Annotated in this window: 17 protein-coding genes and 1 pseudogene; 16 read left to right on the top strand and 2 right to left on the bottom strand. The window is 70.6% G+C overall.

Going from position 1 to position 14,790, the window contains the following annotated elements:
• Positions 1-172: 172 nt before the first annotated feature.
• The 4 genes from ACWC5C_RS04490 to ACWC5C_RS04475 all read left to right on the top strand — a co-directional run bounded on the left by ACWC5C_RS04490 (position 173) and on the right by ACWC5C_RS04475 (position 2,931).
• Positions 173-382: a helix-turn-helix domain-containing protein gene (locus tag ACWC5C_RS04490; protein ID WP_009718008.1), complete on the top strand. Its 210-nt coding sequence runs from the start codon at positions 173-175 to the stop codon at positions 380-382.
• Positions 382-945 carry a Clp protease N-terminal domain-containing protein gene (locus tag ACWC5C_RS04485; protein WP_385436048.1) on the top strand — a complete coding sequence of 188 codons (564 nt, stop codon included), beginning with the start codon at positions 382-384 and terminating at the stop codon, positions 943-945. Before ACWC5C_RS04490 ends, ACWC5C_RS04485 begins: the two co-directional genes overlap by 1 nt.
• A gap of 59 nt (positions 946-1,004) precedes the next feature.
• Positions 1,005-1,520, top strand: a complete 516-nt coding sequence (locus tag ACWC5C_RS04480; protein WP_450873619.1) for a GNAT family N-acetyltransferase — start codon at positions 1,005-1,007, stop codon at positions 1,518-1,520.
• An 85-nt stretch (positions 1,521-1,605) separates the two neighbouring features.
• Positions 1,606-2,931, top strand: a complete 1,326-nt coding sequence (locus tag ACWC5C_RS04475; protein ID WP_450873617.1) for a M20 metallopeptidase family protein — start codon at positions 1,606-1,608, stop codon at positions 2,929-2,931.
• 17 nt (positions 2,932-2,948) lie between these two features.
• On the opposite strand, the gene ACWC5C_RS04470 is transcribed toward ACWC5C_RS04475, so the two are convergent.
• Positions 2,949-3,152 (bottom strand): hypothetical protein, encoded by a 204-nt coding sequence (locus ACWC5C_RS04470; RefSeq protein WP_123104036.1) that lies wholly within the window; start codon positions 3,150-3,152, stop codon positions 2,949-2,951.
• 443 nt (positions 3,153-3,595) lie between these two features.
• Here ACWC5C_RS04470 and ACWC5C_RS04465 point away from each other — a divergent pair, with 443 nt between their 5' ends.
• The 10 genes and pseudogenes from ACWC5C_RS04465 (at position 3,596) to ACWC5C_RS04420 (ending at position 12,987) form a co-directional block, all read left to right on the top strand.
• Complete coding sequence (locus ACWC5C_RS04465; protein WP_450873615.1) at positions 3,596-4,339, top strand: class I SAM-dependent methyltransferase; 744 nt, start codon at positions 3,596-3,598, stop codon at positions 4,337-4,339.
• 157 nt (positions 4,340-4,496) lie between these two features.
• On the top strand, positions 4,497-5,315 hold the full coding sequence (locus ACWC5C_RS04460; protein ID WP_450873613.1) for a DJ-1/PfpI family protein: 819 nt from the start codon (positions 4,497-4,499) through the stop codon (positions 5,313-5,315).
• A gap of 71 nt (positions 5,316-5,386) precedes the next feature.
• Positions 5,387-6,133, top strand: a complete 747-nt coding sequence (gene recO / locus ACWC5C_RS04455) for a DNA repair protein RecO (RefSeq protein WP_450873611.1) — start codon at positions 5,387-5,389, stop codon at positions 6,131-6,133.
• A 71-nt stretch (positions 6,134-6,204) separates the two neighbouring features.
• A complete protein-coding gene (locus ACWC5C_RS04450) occupies positions 6,205-7,041 on the top strand; it encodes an isoprenyl transferase (protein ID WP_450873609.1) in 837 nt (278 codons plus the stop codon).
• A 125-nt stretch (positions 7,042-7,166) separates the two neighbouring features.
• Positions 7,167-7,526 carry a hypothetical protein gene (locus ACWC5C_RS04445; RefSeq protein ID WP_450873607.1) on the top strand — a complete coding sequence of 120 codons (360 nt, stop codon included), beginning with the start codon at positions 7,167-7,169 and terminating at the stop codon, positions 7,524-7,526.
• Between the two features lie 53 nt (positions 7,527-7,579).
• Positions 7,580-8,479: pseudogene (locus tag ACWC5C_RS04440) on the top strand (DUF6531 domain-containing protein); the annotation flags it as partial.
• 1,999 nt (positions 8,480-10,478) lie between these two features.
• The gene (locus tag ACWC5C_RS04435) at positions 10,479-11,780 is read left to right on the top strand and encodes an RHS repeat-associated core domain-containing protein (RefSeq protein ID WP_450873994.1); all 1,302 of its coding nucleotides are present in this window, start codon (positions 10,479-10,481) and stop codon (positions 11,778-11,780) included.
• Between the two features lie 23 nt (positions 11,781-11,803).
• Entirely contained in the window at positions 11,804-12,139 is a 336-nt protein-coding gene (locus tag ACWC5C_RS04430) for a hypothetical protein (RefSeq protein ID WP_450873605.1), read from the top strand.
• Between the two features lie 60 nt (positions 12,140-12,199).
• The gene (locus ACWC5C_RS04425; protein WP_450873603.1) at positions 12,200-12,583 is read left to right on the top strand and encodes a hypothetical protein; all 384 of its coding nucleotides are present in this window, start codon (positions 12,200-12,202) and stop codon (positions 12,581-12,583) included.
• A complete protein-coding gene (locus tag ACWC5C_RS04420) occupies positions 12,583-12,987 on the top strand; it encodes a HEAT repeat domain-containing protein (protein ID WP_450873601.1) in 405 nt (134 codons plus the stop codon). Before ACWC5C_RS04425 ends, ACWC5C_RS04420 begins: the two co-directional genes overlap by 1 nt.
• A gap of 3 nt (positions 12,988-12,990) precedes the next feature.
• Here ACWC5C_RS04420 and ACWC5C_RS04415 read toward each other — a convergent pair whose 3' ends face one another.
• A complete protein-coding gene (locus ACWC5C_RS04415) occupies positions 12,991-13,806 on the bottom strand; it encodes an AraC family transcriptional regulator (protein ID WP_450873599.1) in 816 nt (271 codons plus the stop codon).
• Positions 13,807-13,855: 49 nt separating this feature from the next.
• Here ACWC5C_RS04415 and ACWC5C_RS04410 point away from each other — a divergent pair, with 49 nt between their 5' ends.
• Complete coding sequence (locus tag ACWC5C_RS04410) at positions 13,856-14,299, top strand: DUF2000 family protein (RefSeq protein WP_450873597.1); 444 nt, start codon at positions 13,856-13,858, stop codon at positions 14,297-14,299.
• A 43-nt stretch (positions 14,300-14,342) separates the two neighbouring features.
• Positions 14,343-14,786, top strand: coding sequence for a helix-turn-helix transcriptional regulator (locus ACWC5C_RS04405; protein WP_450873596.1), 444 nt, complete (start codon positions 14,343-14,345; stop codon positions 14,784-14,786).
• Positions 14,787-14,790: the final 4 nt, after the last annotated feature.

Here is a 14,790-nt window from a genome sequence, read left to right as displayed (position 1 = left end):
GGGTCGTCGCGGCCCCCTCGAACCACCGTAAATCGGGCCCCGCGCCCTCGCATCAGCTCAGGGACGCTCCGAACATCTCCCGGCAAGGCTCGGGCGCGTCGAGCCCATGAGCGCGGGCGGGTGGATGTCAATCAGGGTTGACGCTCGGGGTGCGTCAACGTAGATTGACGGCATGACCGAAGCAACGGATCTCGCCGAGCGCGCCGGCGACCGGGACCCCCGCGTCGGACTGCGCGCCGTCGCCGCGCTGCGCCGCCTGCTGGAGCAGCTGGAGGCCGTACAGGTGCGCAGCGCCCGCGCCAAGGGCTGGTCGTGGCAGGAGATCGCGGCCGAACTGGGCGTCAGCCGTCAGGCCGTTCACAAGAAGCACGGGAGGCGTTGATGTTCGAGAGGTTCACCACCAGTGCCCGCGAGGTCGTCCGCGGAGCCGTCCGGCAGGCGGACGAGGCGGGCGACGCGACCGTCGGCGAGCCCGAGCTGCTGCTCGCGCTCCTGGACCGCGCGGACGGCGGCCGTACGAACACCCCCGCCGCCCACGTCCTGACCACCCTGGGCGCCACCGCCCGGCGCGCCTCGATCGAACGCGCCCTGGCCGACGTCCGCCGCCGTGGCGGCATCTCCAACGCGGACGCGGAGGCGCTGGCCGGGCTCGGCATCGACGTGGACGCGATCGTCTCCCGCGTGGAGGAGGCGCACGGCGCCGGAGCCCTGGCCACCCCGCGCCGCCGCCGTCGCTCCCGGGCCCGCTTCGAGCCCGAGGCCAAGTCGGTCCTGGAGCGGTCGCTGCGGATCGCGATCGGCCGGGGCGACAAGACCATCGGCGACGAACACCTCCTGCTCGCCCTCCTCGCCCGCCCCGGCGTCGCCGCGAACGTCCTCGCCGATCACGACGTGACGTACGTCCGGGCCGAACAGGCCCTCGCCACCCGCGCGCGCTCCGCGTAGTGGCTCCGTACGGCACAAATGGGTTGCCCCGAGCATGATCCGCCGCGCATCCTGTGCCGATGCTGATCCGACGAGAAACCCCCTCCGACATCGCCGGTGTGCGCGACGTCACGGCGGCAGCGTTCGGCAAGTCGGAGGCCGCGGTCCCGGTCGAGGTCACCCTCCTCGGTGAACTCCGGACCTGCGACGCCTGGTTGCCCGCCCTGTCGTTCGTCGCGGCCGGTGACCGAGGTGATGTGATCGGCCATGTGGTGTGCACCCGGGGCCATGTCGGCCCCGACCTCGCCCTCGGGCTCGGCCCCCTCAGCGTCCACCCCGCCCACCAGCGCCGGGGCGTGGGACTGGCGCTGATGCACGCGATCCTGGGCGCGGCGGACGCGTTCGGCGAATCCCTGGTCGCGCTCCTCGGCAGCCCCGCGTACTACGGCCGCTTCGGCTTCCGCCCCGCGTCCGCGTACGGCATCACGGCCCCCGACCCGGCCTGGGGCGACTACTTCCAGGTCCGGCCCCTGACCGCGTATCAACCCACCCTCAAGGGCCCGTTCGCCTACGCCGAGCCGTTCGACCGCGTCTGAGGGGGCTGCCCCACCGGCTGCCCCCACCCCGGGGCGGTGGCCCGCCGGATGGGCCACGGCGTGTGCGTGCGGCGATCGTTGCGGCATGACAACACACCACGAGGAACGAACGGCCAGATCTCTCCAGGGGCGCGCTCCCGCCCGCCGTACGCTGCTCGCCGGGGCGGCGGCCGCCGGTGCGGGGGTGGCGTGGGGGAGCGCGGGGAGCGCGGTCGCGGTCGGAGGGGCACGGGGAGCGGCGCAGCGGGCGGTGGACGCCGAGGCGGCGCGCCTGGAGCGCGGGCTGATCGCGCTGCGACGGGACCTCCACCGGCACCCCGAGACGCCGGGGGAGGAGCGGCGCACCGCCGGGGTGGTGGCGCGGGAGCTGCGGGCGGCCGGGCTGGCCGTCACCACGGGGGTGGGCGGCCACGGCGTGGTCGGTGTCCTGCGGGGCGTACGTCCGGGCCGGACCGTGGCGTACCGGGCCGACATGGACGCGGTGCCGCCCCAGGACATCATCGGGGGCGGCCCGGCGGCGGCTCACCTCTGCGGGCACGACATCCACACCACGGTCGCCCTCGGCGTCGCGCGGGTCCTGGCACGGCTGCGCACACGACTGAGCGGCACGGTGGTGTTCCTCTTCCAGCCCGCCGAGGAGAGCCTGTCCGGCGCCCGTGCGCTGATCGACGCGGGCGTGCTGGAGCGCACCGGGGCCGAGGAGATCCACGCGCTGCACTGCGGGCCGTTCCCCGTCGGCCGGTTCGCCACGACCGCGGGCTACGGGCTGCCGGGGCAGGACAAGGCGGAGGTGACACTCTCAACGCTCTCGACGCTCTCGGGGCCGGACGCGCCCGGGGGCGCGGGACGGCTGGCCGCCGAGATCGCCGCACTCGCCACCGTGAGCCAGCCGCAGTCACCGGCCGACCTGGCGCGGCTGGTCGCCGACGCCCAGGTGCCGGGCGGACCGCTGGCCCGCTTCGTGGCCCTCCGGGCGAGCGCGCGGGACGCCACGGTGAGCGTGTCCTACCGCTGCTGGCCGGAGGAGCGGTATCGGGAGGTGCGCGCGGACATCCGGCGGCTGGCCGCCTCGTACCCGGGAGCTGCCGTGAGCTTTCCCGCCGAGCCGTTCCCCGCCATGGTCTGCCCGGAGCCCGACGGCCGCAGGCTCGCCGCCCATCTGCGCCGCTCGGTCGGCCGGGGCGCGGTGGCCGAGCTGCACGCCGCGTTCCCGCCCTTCAGCGGCGAGGACTTCGCCCTCTACCTGGACCGCGTCCCCGGTACGTACACCTTCCTCGGCGTCCGCACCCCCGGCGCGCCCCTCACCACCGCCTATCCGCACTTCCCCGACTTCGCCCCGGACGAGCGCGCCATCGGCCTCGGCGTACGGGCGATGGCGGGCTGGCTCGCGGAGCGGACCTCGGCGGCCTGACGCGCTGCTGGTCCGGGCTAGTCGCGGAACGAGCCGTCCGCCCTGCGCGCATGCCGGGACAGCAGGTGCTTGCACTGGGGGCAGTGCCGCCTGAAGCCCCTCTTGATCAGATAGCTGATGCCGATCGTGCACACGTGCATCAGCCCCACGGCCGCGTTCTCCAGCACCCGCCCCAGCCATGACTTCGTACACCTCTCGCAGTCCCGGCAACCAGCCGCCATGGCACACCTCCGCTGTCGCTTCTCCGCAGGTCAGCTGCGCGCTGACCCGCCCCGTGGCATCCAGTGTGCGCAACCCCTCCCGCCCTGCCGCCCGCAACTCCCCTGCCGGGCCCGGGTTGTGGCCCAACCAGGCCCGCCCCGGCACGGGGCTGTGACATCGGGGCAAGGGGAGGACCCCGTACGGCGTACGCCACGTCCGTGCGTACCGTCGGGTAGCGGTCACGGGCGGTCGACCCGCGCCCCGAGTGTGACCAGCGCCACGCGGCCCCGGTGCCCGCCCGTGCCCCCGCCGGTCTTCCGCGTCAACTCGCCCCGGAACACGCGGCAGTCGGCCCCTCGGCGCCCCTTCACCGGCCTTCCGTGCCGCCACCCCGCCGTCACGGGTGGGCACCGTCACACGGAGAAGGATCGGCCGCCGCGTGGGCTGTTTGTAGCGTCGTGCCATGGACGACTCGAACACCCCCTCGCCAAAACGTGGCCTCGCGCAGAGCGGTGCCGGGAACAACTGGATGTTCCTGCTCGAGGCAGCCCGCGACATCCGCACCACCGGGGCCCTCGCCCCCAGTGGCCGGGCGCTGGCCCACGCGCTGACCGAGCCGCTGCGCTCACAGGCGGGGCGGCGGTTGAACGTCCTGGAGGTGGGCGCCGGTACCGGGTCCGTCACCCGTTCCCTCATCCACCAGCTCCCGGCGGGCAGCCGTCTGGACATCGTCGAGGCCAACTCCCGCTTCACCGACCGGCTGCGCGACCTCGTCCGCACCCACCCGCGCCTGGCCGGGGAGCCCGGGCAGGCCCGGGTGCACCACGCGTACGTCGAGGAGCTGGACATAGGCCGCCGCTACGACGCGATCATCTCGGGCCTGCCCTTCGCCAACTTCGACCCCCACCAGGTGGAAGCGATCATGGGCCGGTATCTGGAGCTGCTGCGCCCCGGCGGTCTGCTGACGTACTTCGCCTACTGCGGCGCCCGGCAGACCCGTCCCCTGCTGGCGCTGGCCTCCCGTACCCAGGCGCGGCGGCAGCAGGCCTCCGAAGAGGTGCTGGCCGACTACCAGCGCCACTACGCCACCGGCCGCAGCGCGGTGTGGGCCAACCTGCCCCCGGCCCACGTCTGGCAGCTGCAGCGCCCCGCGGAAAGGGTCCCGGGCGCGATCCGGACGTCCGCCGGAGCCACGGCCGCCCACTGACCCGGATCACACCGCCCGCGCCCCCAACTGCCCGGGCATACGCACCGCATGACGCCCACCCAGCCGGAGCGCCGACTCCGGGAACTTGGGTGCCCTCCGGAACGACTACCTGTTTCGCCGACGCCCGTCGGCTCATCCACGGATCAGGGAGTCACTGATGGCGAAAGACGTTGACCGCGGCCGTCGCAAGCTGCTGCGTACGGCGGCGGCGAGCGGGCTGGGCGCGGGGCTGCTGACGGTCGGCGCGGCGGCTCCGGCGCGCGCCGAGGGGGAGGCGGAGCGGGTCGAGGTGGCGGAGCGGGCGGACGCGGCCGGGACGCGCGACGCCGGGGTGCGGGTGGCGGTGCTGCTGTACGACCGGGTCACCGCGCTGGACGCCATCGGCCCGTACGAGGTGCTGTGCCGCGTACCCGGGGTGACCGTGACCATGGTGGCCGAGAAGGCCGGACCGCTCCTTACCGACACCGGGGAGCTGGGGCTAGTGGCCGAGCGCTCCCTGGACAGCGTGGAGCGGGCCGATGTGCTGCTGGTGCCGGGCGGCGGCGGTACGGCGGCCACCATGGCCAACCCCGCCGTCCTGGAGTGGATCCGCCGCATCCACCGCGGATCGCTGTGGACGACCTCGGTGTGCACCGGATCCCTGATCCTGGGCGCCGCCGGGCTGCTGCGCGGTCGGCCCGCCACCACCCACTGGGCCTCCCGCTCCTACCTGGCGGACGCCGGTGCCACGTACACCCCGGGGCGGTTCGTCGAGACCGGGAAGATCATCACCGCGGCGGGGGTGTCCGCCGGTATCGACATGGGCCTCCACCTCGCCGCCCGCCTCTCCGACGAGCGGACCGCCCAGGCCATGCAACTCGCCGTGGAGTACGACCCCGACCCGCCCTTCGACACCGGCACCCCGGAGAAGGCGGGCCCGGAGCTGCGGCAGCTCGCGCTCAAGCTCCTTGAGGACGCCGACATGAGCGGGAGCTAGCGGCTCACGGGGTCTGCTCCGCGTTGGGTGCGCGGCTGGACCACCTGTCCCGCTGAGGGACAATGAGCCGCATGAGTCTGTTCCGCGACGACGGCATCGTGCTGCGCACCCAGAAGCTGGGCGAAGCGGACCGGATCATCACCCTGCTCACCCGCAACCACGGCCGCGTCCGCGCCGTGGCCCGCGGAGTGCGCCGTACGAAGTCGAAGTTCGGCGCGCGCCTCGAACCGTTCTCGCACGTGGACGTGCAGTTCTTCGCCCGTGGCGGGGAGCTGATCGGCCGCGGGCTGCCGCTGTGCACACAGAGTGAGACGATCGCTCCGTACGGCAGCGGCATCGTCGCCGACTACGCCCGCTACACCGCCGGGACGGCGATGCTGGAGACGGCCGAGCGGTTCACCGATCATGAGGGCGAGCCCGCCGTACAGCAGTATCTGCTCCTCGTCGGCGGGCTGCGTACGCTGGCCTCCGGGGAGCATGAGCCGCATCTCATCCTGGACGCGTTCCTGCTCCGCTCACTCGCCGTGAACGGCTACGCGCCGAGCTTCGACGACTGCGCGAAGTGCGGGATGCCCGGTCCGAACCGGTTCTTCTCGGTCGGCGCGGGCGGGGTCATCTGCGGAGAGTGCCGGGTGCCGGGAAGCGTCGTACCCTCAGCGGAGTCGCTGACGCTGCTGGGCGCGCTGCTGACCGGCGACTGGGAGACGGCGGACGCCTGTGAGCTGCGCCATGCCCGGGAGGGCAGCGGGCTCGTCGCGGCGTACTTGCACTGGCACCTGGAGCGGGGCCTGAGGTCGCTCCGGTACGTAGAGAAGTAACCCCAAAACAACACAGCACACACCCACATCCACATCCACACACGCATACGCACTTGAGGAGACGCGAAGCCATGGCACGACGCGGGATTCTGGGCCGACAGCGGCGCGAGTACCGGGCCCCGGACCCGCATCCGTCCGGCGCCCGCCCGCCGAAGATCCCCGCCGAGCTGGTGCCGAACCACGTGGCCTGCGTGATGGACGGGAACGGCCGCTGGGCCAAGGAGCGCGGGCTGCCGCGTACGGAGGGGCACAAGGTCGGTGAGGGCGTCGTGCTGGACGTGCTCAAGGGCTGCCTGGAGATGGGCGTCCAGAACCTCTCCCTCTACGCCTTCTCCACGGAGAACTGGAAGCGCTCGCCCGACGAGGTGCGCTTCCTGATGAACTTCAACCGAGACGTCATCCGCCGCCGCCGCGACGAGATGGACGAGCTGGGCATCCGGATCCGCTGGGTCGGCCGGATGCCGAAGCTGTGGAAGTCGGTGGCCAAGGAGCTGCAGGTCGCGCAGGAGCAGACCAAGGACAACGACGCCATGACGATGTACTTCTGCATGAACTACGGCGGCCGCGCCGAGATCGCGGACGCGGCGCAGGCGCTGGCCGAGGACGTGCGCGCGGGCAAGCTCGACCCGTCGAAGGTGAACGAGAAGACGCTCGCCAAGTACCTCTACTTCCCCGACATGCCGGACGTGGACCTCTTCCTCCGCCCGTCGGGCGAGCAGCGCACGTCGAACTACCTGATCTGGCAGAGCGCGTACGCCGAGATGGTCTACCAGGACGTGCTGTGGCCGGACTTCGACCGCCGCGACCTGTGGCGCGCCTGCCTGGAGTACGCCTCCCGCGACCGCCGCTTCGGCGGGGCGATCCCGAACGAGGACCAGCTGAAGAAGGACGACCCGCAGGGCGTCTGATCAGATCGGCCCTGGTCAGCGCGGACTTTTTGCGTGCCATAGAGCCCGCATTGAACAGTCCATGATCACGTCCCCCCCCTAGCCTGGACACTTTGCACCGTGCAGGCCAGAGGGGGAGACGTGGCATGAGCGATGGCCACGGCAAGGGCAAGGTCCTGGACATCAAGGTGGCGGACATCAAGTCCGTCTCACCGACGTTTCACCGCCAGGCGGTCAAGCTGAGTGACGCGCTGACCACGCTGATCAACACGCTCGACGGCTATGGCGAGCCATGGGGGGACGACAAGCCGGGCAAGGAGTTCGCGAAGAACTACAAGCCGAACCAGAAGGACATCGAGTCGTCGACCGGCGTCCTCGTCCTCGGCCTGACCAGCATCCACGAGGCGCTGCAGGACATGGCGGACGGTCACGTCGACAACGACAAGCTGATCGAGGGCATGTTCACCAAGGCGAAGAACGCGCCTGGTGGGGACGGCCACAAGTGAGCTTCGGGAGCGAGGTCGAGGAGAAGGCCAAGGCGATCCTGCTGGAGCTGGGCATGTGGTGGCCGGACGCCAACTCCGGCACCCTGCGCCACGCCGCCGACGCCTGGCGTACCTTCGCCGACAGCGTGGATGACGTACGCGCCGCGACCAACAAGGCCGCCACGATGCTCATCCACAACAACAAGGGCGAGGCGATCGACGCCTTCGAGACCTTCTGGGGGCGCTACGCCAAGGGCAAGGACGGGGGCTGGCTGAGCGACCTCGCCAAGTCCGCCCGCAGCATGGCCAAGGCGCTGGACGCGTTCGCCGACGAGGTCGATGAGGCGATCGACAAGCTGTGGACGCAGATCGCCATCGACGCCGTGGCGATCGTCGCTGGAGGGTTGCTGACCCTGCCGACCGGGGGCGCTTCCGACGCGGTCGCCGGGGAGATCATCGCTATGTCGGCGGGCCTGGGCGTCGCGGTGGAGGGGGCGGTGGCCACCATCGCCGCGGAGATGCTGGTCGGCGCCGTGTACACCGGCCTCGCGTCGATCACCGTGGACCTCGCCGTCGTGCAGCCGCTCAAGATCGCCCTGGGCCAGCAAGGTGGCTTCAGCCTGGACGAGGTGAGCGCCGCCGCCAAGGACGGCATGATCTACGGCGGCCTCTTCGGCGCCGGAGCGGGCGTGGTCAAATCCGGCGTCATCCCCAAGACCGGCGGCGTCCCCGACTTGCTGAAGCCGCCCGGCATCCGCCCCAACCTCATCGAGGTGCCCCGCGCGGGCCGCTCCGGCAAGTCGACTCCCAAGTGCGGCGAACCCATCGACATCGCGACCGGCGCGATGCTCATGGAGCAGACCGACCTCACCCTCCCCGGCTCGCTGCCGCTGGTCTTCGAACGCACCCACCTCTCCTCCTACCGTGGCGGCGCCAGCTTCGGCCCGACCTGGTCCTGCCTGCTGGACGAGCGCATCCAACTCGACTCCGAGGGCGTCGTGTTCGCCGCGTCCGACGGCATGCGGCTCGTGTACCCGGTGCCGGAACCGGGCGTTCCCACGCTGCCGGAGAAGGGCGAGCGCTGGCCGCTGGAGTGGGACGGGGAGCCGGACGGCGTCATGACCGTCACCGACCCGCAGACCGGTGTCGTACGGACCTTCACCCGCCCGGCGCCCACCGAGGAGTCCGGCGCCGTCCACCTGTGGCTGGACAGCCTCCAGGACCGCAACGGCGCCCGCGTCGACATCGAACGCGCCCTGTCCGGCAACCCCCTCGCGATCCGCCACTCCGGCGGCTACTACGTGGCCATCGACACCGACGAGCACCGCCGCGTCACCGCCCTTCGCCTCCTCGACGAGGCCCCGTCGATCTACGAACCTCAGGGACGCGAGGGCGCGGGCACGGTCGTCATGCGCTACGCGTACGACGAGGCCGGGAACCTCGCCGAGGTCATCAACTCCAGCAACGAGCCCCTCCGCTTCACCTACGACGCCCAGGGCCGCGTCACCACCTGGACCGACCGCAACGGCACCACCTTCCGGTACGTCTACGGCCCGGACGGCCGAGTGATCCGCACCGAGGGCAGCGACGGCGTCTACAACGGCACCCTCGAATACGACGACGCGGCACGCACCACCATCTACACCGACTCCCTCGGCCACCGCACCACCTACCGCTACAACACCGACGGCCAGGTGACCGAGGAGACCGACCCGCTCGGCCACACCACCGTCACCACGTGGAACACCCGTGGCGACCGCCGCCTCTCGGTCACCGACCCGCTGGGCCACACCACCCGCTACGCGTACGACGAGGACGGCAACCTCAACGCCGTCACCCTCCCGGACGGCAGCCATGCTGCGGCCACGTACAACGACCTGTGCCAGCCTGTGGCGGTCACCGAACCGGGCGGCACCACGTGGCGCCACACGTACGACGCCGCCGGAAACCTCCTCACCACCACCGACCCGGCCGACGCGACCACCCACTACACGTACGACGACCACGGCCACCTGACCTCGGTCACCGACCCCCTGGACCACACCACCCACGTGGCTTGTGACGAGTCCGGACCGCCGACCGCTGTGGTGGACCCCCTGGGCCACACCACCACGGCCCACCGCGACCCCTTCGGCCGCGTGGTGGCGGTGACGGACCCCCTCGGCCACACCACCCGTATGGGCTGGACCACCGAGGGCAAGCCCGCCTGGCGGGAGGGTCCTGACGGCGTACGGGAGACGTGGACCTGGGACGGCGAAGGCAACCTCCGCAGCCACACCGACCCGGCGGGCCACACCACCCACCACATCGCGACCCACTTCGACGTCCCGGCGACCCGCACGGACCCGGACGGCGCGTCGTACTCGTTCGCGTACGACACCGAGGTACGCCTGACCCAGGTCACCAACCCCCAGGGCCTGACCTGGACGTACACGTACGACCCGGCGGGCCGCCTCACCGCCGAGACCGACTTCAACGGCCGCACCCTCACCTACACCCACGACGCGGCGGGTAGTCTGCGTACCCGCACCAACGGCGCGGGCGAAACCCTCCACTTCACCCGAGACGCGCTGGGCCGCGCGGTTGAACAACGCACCGACGAGGGCGAGACCACGCGGTACACGTACAACGTGACAGGCCACCTCACCGAGGCGACCACCCCAGACGCCGAGCTGACCATCCAACGCGACCCCCTAGGCCGCGTCCTGTCAGAAACGGTCAACAACCGCACCACGACGTACGCTTACGACGCGGCAGGCCGCCGTACGGAACGCACCACCCCCAGCGGCCTGCGCTCCACCTGGACCCACGACGCGGCAGGCCGCCCCACCACCCTCGACAACGGCGCGGGCGCCCTCTCCTTCACCTACGACGCGGCAGGCCGGGAAACCGAACGCCGCCTGGGCGACGGCGTATCCCTGACCCAGACCTGGGACCGGGCAGACCGCCTAACCGCCCAAACCGTCACCGGGGTTGCTGACAAACCTCCTCCAACACCGCTCCTACGCCTACCGAGCGGACGGCTACCTCACCGAGATCCGCGAACTCACCTCCGGCACCCGCCGCTTCGACCTCGACCCGCTGGGCCGTGTCACCGCCGTCCACGCCCACGGCTGGACCGAGACGTACGCGTACGACACGGCGGGCAACCTCACCCACGCCACCGCGCCCGCCCACGACACCCCCGGCGACCGCTCCTTCACCGGCACGATCATCCACCGCGCGGGCCGCACCACCTACGAACACGACGCCCAGGGCCGCCTGACCCGCCGCACCCGCAAACTCCTCAACGGCCAGACCCGCACCTGGACGTACACCTGGAACGCCGAAGACCGCCTGGTCAAGGCCACCACCCCCAACGGCGCTCAGTGGGCGTACGTCTACGACCCCCTAGGCCGCCGAGTATCCAAACACCGCCTCACCGACGACGGCACCCCCACCGCCCTCCTCCACTTCACCTGGGAAGACACCCGCCTGGCGGAACAGTCCACGGAGGACGGCACCCACACCACCTGGGACTACACCCCAGGCACCCACCGCCCCCTGGCCCAAACCAACCACCACACCCGCCGCCCGGGCGAGTCCCTCATCACGCAATTCGCCGCGGACACCAAAACCCACTTTCACGCCATCATCACCGACCTGGTCGGCACCCCCACCGAACTGGTCGCCCCGAACGGCACCCTGGCCTGGCAGCAACGCACCACCCTCTGGGGCACCCAACTCCCCACCCCACCCGCCGCCCTCGACTGCCCCCTCCGCTTTCCCGGCCAATACGCCGACCCCGAAACGGGCCTGTACTACAACTACTTCCGCCACTACGACCCCGAAACCGCCCGCTACACCACTCCCGACCCCCTCGGTCTCCAACCAGCTCTTAACCACCATGGTTACGTTAGGAACTCACTGGGATGGCTTGACCCGCTGGGTCTTAAGGGGTGCAAGGGTAGTGGCGAGAGTCCAGATAAGAGCTCTCTAAAATTTGAGCCTTCACCCAAGCACGGCAAGATGCAGAGAGGGGACGCTGCGCCGGAGCCTACCAACCCGCAGGCCGCCCTTGAGAGGTCGATATCTTTCAACCCGAATACGACGCGTCGCATTAGCGCTGATCATGATACTGGAGAATTCTCGGTGTTTGATGAGACGCATAATGGGACTGGCGTATATCATGGGCATGTACGGACGTGGAATGAGCTCAGTCAGCAGATGCAAAGTGCGCTTCGAAAAGCAGGATTGGTCACGGCGAAGGGCAAAATTGTCGACCCTGGCAGCTAGGGGTCGTATGCGCGGGAGGCGTTATGAAGTATGAACCGTTGGGGTCAGTTTCGGTGGCTGAGGTCGAAGACAGGCTCACGTCTGGGGACCCGCACGTTATTACTGAGACGCTGATCTCGGCAGCTCTTCACGTGTCCGATAATGTACGGGTCGAGCAATGGGTTGTTCAGTTCGCTGATCACAGTAACCCGGGAATTCGCCGAGCTGCAGCACTCGCGGTGGGGCATCTGGCCAGAATTCATGGTCGCGTCGGCGATGCAGCCGTGGCTGCGGTGGAGGCTCTCGCGGGCGACGCGGCCCTATCCGGTGCTGCCCAGGATGCACTTGAAGACGTCGAGATCTTCACCCGCCCGAAGTGAGCGGACACGAGATCGGAATTCGATTGTGTCCAGAGCTTCGCCTCGGGGATCGTGGCCAGCATGGACATGAGCGAGGGGAAACGAGCAGTTGAGGACCTCCTTCGCTGGCGCGGCGCATTGGCCGACCTCGTCCAGGCGGTCCGCCAGGACGAAGACACGTCATCGGTCAGCATCCTCGACCGCGTCACCGTCGCGGCCGTGCTGGAGAAGGTCGTGGAGGGCTTGGCAGAGCCGGGCGAGCTCTCTCTCTGGGCGCACACCGTGCACTTTCGCGACGACGTGGATTTCGAAGAGGGACACGAGGACTTGCTGACGCAGTTCCTGTTCGAGATCTCAACGCCGGAGCTGTTCGAGGCCGTCACGCCTGATCTCTGCTACCGCTGGCTGGGTAGATTCCGCATGTCTCTGGCGGCGTCGGCGGCCGGTGAAGCGGGGCGGAGGTGATGAGCGGGCTGGAGGCGGCCTTGGCCGAGGCCTCGTCTCCTTCGTGGTCGCGACGTGTTCGTGCTGGGCGTGACCTCGCCTCCTTCGCTGATGCTCCTGAGGCCGCGGAAGCGTTGGCGGGGCTGTTGCTGGACGCCGAGGACACGGCGGTGACTCGATGGACGGCAGAGGCCCTGGCCCGGGTGGGCACGGTGGCCGCCGTGCGGCTCATCGCGCTCGCCGTTGCCGAGGCTGACGACAATCACGCCGACTGGTTGCAGACCGGGGTGCGGGACGCGTTCGTGGGACCGGACAGCGTGCCGGACGTCGCAGCGGTCTGCGGGCAGCTCGCACACCACCCGGAGGAAGCCGTTCGCCGGGGTGCCTTGGAGCTATGGGCGTGGGCGGACGACATGTTGATGTGAGCCTCACAGCGCCCCTCGGCTGGTGGCCCCCGTGCGGGCGTATTGGCCCGGTGGGACCCCCACCACGCGCTTGAAGTGGCGCGTCAGGTGCGACTGGTCGTAGAGGCCTACCGCACCCGCCACCTCGCCCGGGGGTTGGCCGTCGAGGAGGAGACGGCGGGCCAGGTCGATGCGGCGCGAGGTCACGTACTGATGCGGGGCGATGCCGTATGCCGTGCTGAAGGCGCGTACGAGGTGGGCGGGGTGGGCGTGGAGGAGGCGGGCGGCTTCTTCCAGGGTGGGGGCTTCGACGTAGCGCTCGTCCAGGAGGTCGCGGAGGTTCTGGGCGATGCCGGGGTTGGGCGCCGGGGCGGTGACGGCCAGGCGAGGCCGTAGGTGCTCGCGCAGGCGCTCGCTGATGAGCGCCAGGCGGCTCTCCGCCTCGAACTCGTCGCCCGGGGCGGCCAGCGCGGCGTGCAGCTGGCCGATGCGGCGGCGCAGAAGCGGATCGGTGAGGTCCGGGCCGTCGACCGCCGGGCCGATGAGGCTCGCGTCCAGCTGGGTCATGTCGAGGTAGATGACGCGCTTGCGGAAGCCGTGGGCGGTGGCGGGTGAGCCATTGTGCGGGACCTGCGGCGGCAGCAGACTGACGGTGTCGTTCGGGGTGCCGCGCTCATGGCGGTCCAGGTCGTAGCGGACCGCGCCGTCGTCGACGATCAGCAGGGTCCAGGCGTCATGGACATGCATGGGATACGCGTGCTCGGTGAAGTGGGCGTGGAAGACCTCGCTGACGCCCGGGACCGACGGGCGCCAAGCGGAGATTTCCGGTCGGGACGCCATGCAAAGAACGTACAAGACGGCGCGGGCGTGCGGCCTGCAGTCTCACACCATGAGCACGAGCACGAATGATGAGAACGCGCCTATCCGCTTCGACACAAAGATCGCCGTACTGCTGCGCGACGACCTGGAGACCTGGCAGCGGCTGAACGTGACCGCCTTCCTCGTCAGCGGGCTCGGCGCGACCGCACCGGAGGTGATCGGCGAGCCGTACGCGGACGCCGACGGCACCGCGTATCTGCCGATGTTCCGCCAGCCCGTGCTGGTCTTCGAGGGGACGAAGGAGACGCTGACCACCGCGCACGGCCGGGCGCTGTCCCGCGCGCTGCCGAGGGCCCTGTTCACCTCGGATCTGTTCAGCACGGGCAACGACCGGGACAACCGGGCGGCCGTACGGGCGGTGGGCACCGACCAGCTCGACCTGGTGGGGCTGGCCGTCTACGGCCCGCGCAACGCGGTGGACAAGGTCCTCAAGGGCGCGCGGATGCACCCCTGAGCGGGACCCGGAACCGCTTGGGGCGGCGTGGGATCCTCAGGGGGTGAATCTGGATGACTTGGTCCGGTTGCGGCGGGCGCGGGACCGGATGGACCGGGACTACGCGGAGCCGCTCGACGTCCCGGCGCTGGCGCGCGGCGCGCTGATGTCGACGGGGCACTTCGCGCGGAGCTTCCGGGACGCCTTCGGGGAGACCCCGTACAGCTACCTGATGACGCGGCGGATGGAGCGGGCCAAGGCGTTGCTGCGGCGCGGGGACCTGTCGGTGACGGAGGTCTGCTTCGCGGTGGGGTGTACGTCGCTGGGGTCGTTCAGCTCGCGGTTCACGGAGCTGGTGGGCGAGAGCCCGAGCGCGTACCGGGCGCGCGATCATGAGCCGGGGGCGGAGATTCCGGCCTGCGTCGCCAAGGTCTTCACCAGACCGGTCAGGGATCCGGCCAGGGATCCGGTCAGGAATGGAGAAGCGAAGCCCGCCGACCGGTCGTAGCGTG

It is taken from the genome of Streptomyces sp. NPDC001700 (genome assembly GCF_053596435.1).
The sequence above is the reverse complement of the archived record's forward strand: the minus strand, read 5'-3'. Positions and strand labels throughout refer to the sequence as shown.

What these genes read in the sequence shown, in the direction of transcription:
- ACWC5C_RS04490 (WP_009718008.1), top strand. Translation starts at nt 173, where the DNA reads ATGACCGAAGCAACGGATCTCGCCGAGCGCGCCGGCGACCGGGACCCC.
- ACWC5C_RS04485 (WP_385436048.1), top strand. Translation starts at nt 382, where the DNA reads ATGTTCGAGAGGTTCACCACCAGTGCCCGCGAGGTCGTCCGCGGAGCC.
- ACWC5C_RS04480 (WP_450873619.1), top strand. Translation starts at nt 1,005, where the DNA reads ATGCTGATCCGACGAGAAACCCCCTCCGACATCGCCGGTGTGCGCGAC.
- ACWC5C_RS04475 (WP_450873617.1), top strand. Translation starts at nt 1,606, where the DNA reads ATGACAACACACCACGAGGAACGAACGGCCAGATCTCTCCAGGGGCGC.
- ACWC5C_RS04470 (WP_123104036.1), bottom strand. Translation starts at nt 3,152, where the DNA reads ATGGCGGCTGGTTGCCGGGACTGCGAGAGGTGTACGAAGTCATGGCTG.
- ACWC5C_RS04465 (WP_450873615.1), top strand. Translation starts at nt 3,596, where the DNA reads ATGGACGACTCGAACACCCCCTCGCCAAAACGTGGCCTCGCGCAGAGC.
- ACWC5C_RS04460 (WP_450873613.1), top strand. Translation starts at nt 4,497, where the DNA reads ATGGCGAAAGACGTTGACCGCGGCCGTCGCAAGCTGCTGCGTACGGCG.
- recO (WP_450873611.1), top strand. Translation starts at nt 5,387, where the DNA reads ATGAGTCTGTTCCGCGACGACGGCATCGTGCTGCGCACCCAGAAGCTG.
- ACWC5C_RS04450 (WP_450873609.1), top strand. Translation starts at nt 6,205, where the DNA reads ATGGCACGACGCGGGATTCTGGGCCGACAGCGGCGCGAGTACCGGGCC.
- ACWC5C_RS04445 (WP_450873607.1), top strand. Translation starts at nt 7,167, where the DNA reads ATGAGCGATGGCCACGGCAAGGGCAAGGTCCTGGACATCAAGGTGGCG.
- ACWC5C_RS04430 (WP_450873605.1), top strand. Translation starts at nt 11,804, where the DNA reads ATGAAGTATGAACCGTTGGGGTCAGTTTCGGTGGCTGAGGTCGAAGAC.
- ACWC5C_RS04425 (WP_450873603.1), top strand. Translation starts at nt 12,200, where the DNA reads ATGGACATGAGCGAGGGGAAACGAGCAGTTGAGGACCTCCTTCGCTGG.
- ACWC5C_RS04420 (WP_450873601.1), top strand. Translation starts at nt 12,583, where the DNA reads ATGAGCGGGCTGGAGGCGGCCTTGGCCGAGGCCTCGTCTCCTTCGTGG.
- ACWC5C_RS04415 (WP_450873599.1), bottom strand. Translation starts at nt 13,806, where the DNA reads ATGGCGTCCCGACCGGAAATCTCCGCTTGGCGCCCGTCGGTCCCGGGC.
- ACWC5C_RS04410 (WP_450873597.1), top strand. Translation starts at nt 13,856, where the DNA reads ATGAGCACGAGCACGAATGATGAGAACGCGCCTATCCGCTTCGACACA.